This window comes from Sphingomonas bacterium, from assembly GCF_903643035.1.
Lineage (GTDB): Bacteria > Pseudomonadota > Alphaproteobacteria > Sphingomonadales > Sphingomonadaceae > Sphingomonas.
This window is the reverse complement of sequence record NZ_CAHJWW010000198.1, coordinates 1-5046: the sequence shown is the minus strand read 5'-3', so window position 1 is coordinate 5046 and position 5046 is coordinate 1. Positions and strand designations below refer to the sequence as shown.

The following is a 5046-nucleotide window of genomic DNA, read 5'->3' as shown; positions in this document are numbered from 1 at the left end:
CCGCAGCGCCGGGCTGCGGCGGTGCGAGCGCGTAGTCGGGCGGGATCACCAGCGGCGCCTGGCGCGCGACCGCCAGCTCGTCCGGCCCGGACCGCGCATCGAACCGCCGATGCGCGCACCCGCCGACCAGTACCGCAGCGGCGAGTCCCGCCACCAATGCCGACTTACCCATTCGCCTTCTCCGTCGTGTCGCGCCTGTCGCGCCCGTTTCGCCCATCGCGGATCAGCAGCGCGCGCACCAGCAGCACCAGTACGCCCAACGTAATCGCCGCGTCGGCCAGATTGAAGACCAGAAACGGCTCCCAGCTCCCGAAGTGCAGATCGGCATAGTCGGTGACATAGCCCAGCCGCACGCGATCCAGGATGTTGCCGAGCGCGCCACCCGCGACGCAGCCCAGCGCCGCCTGGTCGACCCGGCCCCGCTCGCGCCACATCCACACCAGCACGCCGAGCCCGATCGTACCCGTCAGCGCCACCAGCGCCCAGCGCGTCGTCGCCGAGTCGGCGCGCAGCAGCCCCAGCGACACGCCGACGTTCGGGCTGAACCGCAGGTCGAAGATCGCCAGCAGCGTCCGCGCATCGCCGGGCATCGAGATGTCGAGCGGCCCGGTCACGTACCATTTCACGAGCTGGTCCGCGCCGAGCACCAGCACGAGCAGCAGCAGGCCGAGGCGCGGCACCCGGCTCACGCGGCCACCGCCGGGACGACCGCCTCGCACCGCCCGCACAGCGCCCCGTCCGCCGCCACGTCGGGCAGGTGCCGCCAGCAGCGGCCGCATTTGTGGTAGGCGGTGCGCGTCACCGCCACCTCGTCCCCGGCCACGACCCGCGCCACGATGAATGCCTCCGCCGCATCGCCCTCCGGCAGCAGCATGGCGGGCACGCTCACCTCCGCCTCCAGGCTCGACCGGATCGTCTTGGCGCGGCGCAGCGGCTCGATCGCCTCCGTCACCTGCGCGCGCTGGCGCCGCACCGCGTCCCAGCGGTCGACCACGCCGTCCGCATCGGCCAGCACGGGCAGCTCGGGCCATTCCAACAGATGCACCGACCCGCCATCGCCCGATCCGGCGCCCGATCCATCGCCCGGTCCGGCGCCCGATCCATCACCGGGGCGCGCCTGCCACACCTCCTCGGCGGTGAAGGGGATCACCGGCGCGGCGTAGCGGACCAGCGCGTGAAACAGCAGGTCGAGCACCGTCCGGTACGCGCGCCGCTTCGGATCGGCGGCCGCGTCGCAATAGAGCGAGTCCTTGCGCACGTCGAAGAAGAACGCGGACAGGTCGTCAGCCGCGAAGTCCGCGAGCGCGCGCAGGTAGCGGTTGAACTCGTACGCGGTCGCCGCCGCGCGCAGCTCCGCGTCCAGCGCCGCCAGCCGGTGCAGCACGTACCGCTCCAGCTCGGGCATCGCGGCGGGCGCGACCCGCTCCGCGTCGGTGAACCCGTCGAGCGCGCCGAGCAGGTAGCGGTAGGTGTTGCGCAGCTTGCGGTAGGTGTCGGACGCGCCGGCCAGCACCTCCTTGCCGATCTTCACGTCGTCGAAATAGTCGGTGGACGCGACCCAGATACGCAGGATGTCCGCGCCCGACTCCCCGATCACCTTCAAGGGATCGACGACGTTGCCGAGCGACTTGCTCATCTTGCGCCCCTGACCGTCGAGCGCGAAGCCGTGGGTCAGTACCGCCGCGTAAGGCGCGCGGCCCCGCGTGCCGCATGATTCGAGCAAGGACGACTGGAACCAGCCGCGATGCTGGTCCGACCCCTCCAGATACAGGTCCGCGCGCGTCCCTGCGCCGTAACGCGCCTCCAGCGTGAAGACGTGGGTGCAGCCCGAATCGAACCACACGTCGAGGATGTCGGTGACGATCTCATAGTCCGCCAGATCGTGCCCGGCCCCGAGCAGCGCCTGGTGGTCCGCGACAAACCACGCGTCCGCTCCGCCAGCCTGGAAGGCGGCGACGATGCGGGCGTTGACGGCAGGGTCGACGAGGTACTCGCCCGTCGCGCGGTTGACGTAGAGCGCGATCGGCACCCCCCAGGCGCGCTGGCGCGAGATCACCCAGTCGGGCCGCCCCTCCACCATCGCGCGGATGCGGTTCTGCGCGCGCGCGGGGACCCAGCGGGTGTCGGCGATGGCGGAGAGGGCGAGGGAGCGGAGCGTAGGCTCACTCTCCCTCTCTCCTTCAGAGGAGAGGGCCGGGGAGAGGGAAAGTGACTCGTGGGCGCTATCCTGCCCCTCTCCCAACCCGTTCCGGGTCGACAGCCCCCCAGGCTGTCGAGGATGTGCCGGGGGCACAACCGACCCGGAACGCCCCTGAAGGGAAGAGGGCTCTCCGAGTGCCTGGTCCATCCCGATGAACCACTGCGGCGTCGCGCGGAAGATCAGCCTGGCCTTGCTCCGCCACGAATGCGGGTAGCTGTGCGCGTAGTCGTCCGACGCGGCGAGCAGCGCGCCGGCCGCGCGCAGGTCGGCGCAGATCGGCCCGTCGGCGGCGACGAACTTCCTGTTGATGACGCTTCCCTGCCCGCCCAGCCACGCCCAGTCCGCTCGGTACATCCCCGCGCCGTCGACCGCGAACACGGGGTCGATCCCGTGCGTCTTGCACAGCTCGAAATCGTCCTCGCCATGATCGGGGGCCATGTGGACGAGGCCCGTGCCCGCGTCGGTGGTGACGAACGCGCCCGGCAGCATCGGGCGGGGACGCGCGAAAAAGCCGCCGAGGTGATGCATCGGGTGGCGGACGGTCGCGCCGGCAAAGTCGGAGCCTTTCCCTGCCCAGACTATCAGGCCTGCACCGGGCACGTCACTTTCGCCGCCGAGATCTGCACGTTCTAAACTTGAGGTGAGCAACTCCACGGCAAGCAGCAGGACGCGCCCATCCGATGCGCGCACTGCTGCGTACTCGACGTCCTCCCCATACGCCAAAGCCTGGTTCACCGGGATCGTCCACGGCGTCGTCGTCCAGATCACCGCGTGCGCGCCGACCAGCTCGGGCGCGTTGGGGGCCGTCAGTATCTCGAACGCCACGTCGACCTGCGTCGACACGATGTCCTCATACTCCACCTCCGCCTCGGCGAGCGCGGTGCGTTCCACGGGCGACCACATCACCGGCCTCGCACCGCGGTACAGCTGGCCGGACTCGGCGAAGCGCAGGAACTCGCCCACGATCGCCGCCTCCGCGTCGTGGTTCATCGTCAAATACGGGTCGGCCCAGTCGCCCATCACGCCCAGCCGCTCGAACTCGGGCCGCTGCAGGTCCACCCATCGGGCGGCATAGGCGCGGCACTCGGCGCGGAACTGGTCCACGGGGACCTGGTCCTTGTCCAGCTTCCTCGCGCGATACTGTTCCTCGACCTTCCACTCGATCGGCAGGCCGTGGCAGTCCCAGCCCGGCACATAGGGCGCGTCGCGGCCCAGGAGCGACTGCGAGCGCACGACGATGTCCTTCAGGACCTTGTTCATCGCATGGCCCATGTGGATGTCGCCATTGGCGTAGGGCGGCCCGTCGTGGAGGATGAACCGCTCGCGCCCGGCGCGCGCCGCGCGCAGCCGGTCGTACAGCCCGATCCGCGCCCAGTGCGCCGCGATCGCCGGCTCCCTGGCAGCGAGGCCCGCCTTCATCGGGAAGTCGGTCTTGGGCAGGAACACGGTGTCGCGGTAATCGCGTGCCGTGGATGGGGCGGTATCGGGAGCGTCGGCCATGAGTGGGCGGGCCTTAACCGTTATGCGTCCACCCGTCACCCCGTAGCCCGATCGTCAGGCCGGACGTGCGGCATCCACCGCCATACCCACCGTCACGCGGGAGCAAGCGACCCACGCCGGGACCCGGAACACGTCCGGGGCGACGGTCACAAGCTCGTCAATATCGCCCGCGCGCGCGCGCAGTCGGCTTCCATCTGCGCCATCAGGGCGGGCAGGCCGTCGAACGTCGCCTCCGGGCGCAGATACTCGATCAGCTCCACCGCGATCTCCTGCCCGTATAGATCGCCCGCGAAGTCGAAGAAATGCGGCTCCAGCAACTCCTTGGGCGGCGTGAACTGCGGCCGGATGCCGAGGTTCGCCGCGCCGTCGAGCACCGTGCCGTCGGGCAGGCGCCCGCGCACGGCATAGATGCCATAGGCGGGGCGCAGATAGTCGCCCATCGCGACGTTGGCGGTCGGATAGCCGATCGTGCGGCCGACCTTGTCGCCGTGCGCCACCTTCCCCGCCACCGCGAACGGCCGCGTCAGCAGTCTGGCCGCATCGCCCGGCCGCCCGTCGCGCAGCGCGTCGCGGATGCGGCTGGACGACACGGCGATCCCATCGAGGCCCACCGGCGCGACCGCCTCGGCCACGAAGCCGCCGGTCCGGCCGAGGTCCGCGAGCATCCCGACGTTCCCGCCCTTCGCGCGGCCGAAGGCGAAGTCCTCTCCCGTCACGACGCCGGCGACCCGCAACAGCCCCGTCAGCCGCTCCGCGACGAAGTCCTCCGCCGTCAGCGCGGCGAGCGCGGCGTCGAAGCGGAACACCACCGCCGCGTCCGCCCCCGCCGCCTCGAACAGGCGCAACCGCTGTTCGATCGTCGAGAGGCGGAACGGCGGCGTGTCGGGCCGGAAGAAGGCGCGCGGATGCGGGTCGAACGTCGCGACCAGCGCGGGCAGGCCCCGGTCGCGCGCGGCCGCGACCGCCCGCGCCACCACCGCCTGATGTCCAAGGTGGAAGCCGTCGAAATTGCCGAGCGCGACGATACCGCCCCCCCAAGACGGCGGAACCGCCGAGCCCCCGTCCAGCCGCTGCATGCGCGGGCCTATAGGGCGGGCGGCGGGGACCGCAAAGCCCGGCCGCAAAGCCCGGGCTGCGGCGCTCAGCGGTCCAGCGTCACGAAGCTGTAGGCGGGACGCCCGCCTTCCGCCGGATGATCCTGCCGCGCCGTCTCGCGCCAGCCGGTGAAGGCGGGCACCAGCGTATCGCCCGCAGGCTCCGCATGGACCTCGGTCAGCTCCACGCGGTCGGCGCGGTCGAGGAACAGCGCGAACACCTCCGCCCCGCCGATCACCGACAGGTCGCCG

Annotated in this window: 5 protein-coding genes; all 5 read right to left on the bottom strand. The window is 71.3% G+C overall.

Annotated features, from left to right (window positions below):
- A partial coding sequence (locus tag HUV01_RS11770) for a DUF3035 domain-containing protein (protein WP_174298436.1) occupies nucleotides 1-172 on the bottom strand: 172 nt, incomplete at its 3' end.
- Nucleotides 165-689 carry a signal peptidase II gene (gene lspA / locus HUV01_RS11765; protein WP_254606594.1) on the bottom strand — a complete coding sequence of 175 codons (525 nt, stop codon included), beginning with the start codon at nucleotides 687-689 and terminating at the stop codon, nucleotides 165-167. The genes lspA and HUV01_RS11770, both read right to left, overlap by 8 nt.
- Nucleotides 686-3700, bottom strand: coding sequence for an isoleucine--tRNA ligase (locus tag HUV01_RS11760; RefSeq protein ID WP_174298434.1), 3015 nt, complete (start codon nucleotides 3698-3700; stop codon nucleotides 686-688). The genes lspA and HUV01_RS11760 overlap by 4 nt, the downstream gene beginning before the upstream one ends.
- A 146-nt stretch (nucleotides 3701-3846) precedes the next feature.
- Entirely contained in the window at nucleotides 3847-4776 is a 930-nt protein-coding gene (locus tag HUV01_RS11755) for a bifunctional riboflavin kinase/FAD synthetase (RefSeq protein ID WP_174298433.1), read from the bottom strand.
- Nucleotides 4777-4841: 65 nt separating this feature from the next.
- Nucleotides 4842-5046 (bottom strand): dihydrofolate reductase (locus HUV01_RS11750; RefSeq protein ID WP_174298432.1); only part of this gene is annotated, 205 nt, incomplete at its 5' end.